The sequence below is a fragment of the Parvibaculum sp. genome, from assembly GCF_049672805.1.
In the GTDB taxonomy this organism is placed as follows: Bacteria; Pseudomonadota; Alphaproteobacteria; order Parvibaculales; family Parvibaculaceae; genus Parvibaculum.
In genome coordinates this window covers 1-2018 of record NZ_JBATWS010000039.1, presented here as the reverse complement: position 1 = coordinate 2018, position 2018 = coordinate 1, and the positions used below count along the sequence as shown (strand labels likewise).

2 protein-coding genes are annotated in these 2018 nt (G+C 62.8%); both read left to right on the top strand.

Annotated elements, in window-relative coordinates; translation table 11 throughout:
* The first annotated feature begins 217 nt into the window (after nt 1-217).
* On the top strand, nt 218-1786 hold the full coding sequence (locus WBF74_RS01230) for an FAD-dependent oxidoreductase (RefSeq protein WP_424434031.1): 1569 nt from the start codon (nt 218-220) through the stop codon (nt 1784-1786).
* Nucleotides 1787-1812: 26 nt separating this feature from the next.
* Nucleotides 1813-2018 (top strand): hypothetical protein (locus WBF74_RS01225; RefSeq protein ID WP_424434029.1); only part of this gene is annotated, 206 nt, incomplete at its 3' end.

Here is a 2018-nt window from a genome sequence, read left to right as displayed (position 1 = left end):
GCCCGGTGGCGCTTGCCGGAAGGAATTCGTGTTGGCATGAAACTTCGCATGGAGCGCGTTGCCCGGTCCAGCCCCAAACACCCTCTTGTTCCGCCAAAACCCGGCGGAAAACGGGGGCCAGGGGCCTCATCCCCCGAAAACGCCAGCCCTGCCGCAATTCGGACGAGAATCCGGGTAAGAAAAGCAGCAAAGAGACCCGTTCAGGAGATTCGCCCAGATGTTCATCGACGGCCGCCAGCTACCCGAAGGAACACTCATCGAGACTGACCTTGCGATCATCGGCGCCGGCGCGGCAGGCATTTCCATTGCGCGCGAACTTGCCGGAACGGGCATTTCCGTCGCCCTGCTCGAAAGCGGCGGCCTCGAGTTCGATGCGGAAACGCAAGACCTCTATGAAGGCGAGCTGGCCGGGGTCAACTACCCGCTGACAAGCTCCAGACTGCGCTATTTCGGCGGCACGACGAACCATTGGGGCGGCTGGTGCCGGCCTTTCGAGCCGCTCGACTTCGAAAAGCGCGACTGGGTGCCCTATTCCGGCTGGCCGATCACGCGGGCCGATCTCGACCCCTATTACACCCGCGCGCTTGATGTCTGCCAGATCCGCTCAAGCGGCTTCGACGACCCCTCGGAATGGGCGGAGGGCGGCGCGCCCATGCCGCTTGCGGGCGATGAGGTGGAGACACGCTTCTTCCTCTACAGCCCGCCCACGCGCTTCGGGAAGAAATACCGGCCCGACATCGAAAACGCGCCGAACATCACCTGCTATCTGAACAGTAATGTCCTCGAAATCGTGCCGACGGAAAACGGTGCGGAAGTGGACCATCTGCGCATGGGCACGCTGTCCGGCGTCCGCTTCACAGTGCGCCCGCGCGTCTGCGTGCTTGCCTGTGGCGGCATCGAGAATGCACGCGTGCTGCTTCTTTCAAACAGCGTGGAAAGCGCAGGCCTCGGCAACCGGAATGATGTGGTAGGCCGCTTCTTCATGGAGCATCCGCATGTGCCCTCGCCCGCAACCTTTCTGGTCTCCGACCTGAACCTCGTCGCAAACTGGTATCGCAACTACACCCGCGTCAATCGTGATACGGGCAATGTTGTCATGCGCGGCTGCCTGATGATGAGCGAGGCCTATCTGCGCCGCACGAAGCGCATGGGCACCGTGCTGACCTTCGCGCCGAGCAGGCCCATCCTGTCGGAAAGCGTTGCCTCCGCCGAGGAAGCAGCCCCGAATGATCCGGGTGCGCTGCTTCACCCCAAAATTCTGCAACTTGCGCGCAGCACCACTTCCACACCTGCCGAGGGTGATGAAGTGGGCTGGCGCTTTGGCGTTGGCTGCGCGAGCGAGCAGGAACCAAACCCGGCAAGCCGCATCACGCTGTCAGACAAGAAAGACGCGCTCGGCCTTCCGCGCACCAGGCTCGACTGGCGCCTGAAGAAGTCCGACCGCGACAATCTCCGCGCCAATCTTGAAGCCGTTGCTCGCGCCTTTGGCGGCTGGGGCGAAGGCCGCGTGCAGGTGCTCTTCCCCGAACGCGACGAGTGGACGGAAGCGGAAGGCTGGGGCAACCATCATCTCGGCTCGACCCGCATGGCCGAAGACCCGCGCCACGGCGTTGTCGATGCGAATTGCCGCGTGCATGGCATGTCCAATCTCTTCATCGCCGGGTCGTCGCTCTTCCCGACAGGCGCGACCGTCAATCCGACACTGACGGTTGTCGCCCTTGCGCTCCGCCTTGCCGATCACCTGAAAAATGGCTTTGCGGCAGGCACGCCCTCTTCTTCTTTCTGATTTCTTTAGTCACGAAAGTACGCCTCATGGAACATGATCACCAAAGCCCGGACCATCCGCATGATGCCTCTCAGGAGCATGCGCACGGGCCTGCCGTTTCCCGCCGTACATTGCTCATCCTTGGCGGCACCGCTCTTGCCGCAGCGGCCATTCCCGGCGCGCTCTTTCGCCACGAGCCCGCAGGCTCCGGCCTTGTGGCGGCTGACTTCGTTGCGCTTCTTCAGGACAAGGA

Excerpts from the sequence above, each read along its gene's own strand:
- WBF74_RS01230 (WP_424434031.1), top strand. The coding sequence starts at position 218 with ATGTTCATCGACGGCCGCCAGCTACCCGAAGGAACACTCATCGAGACT.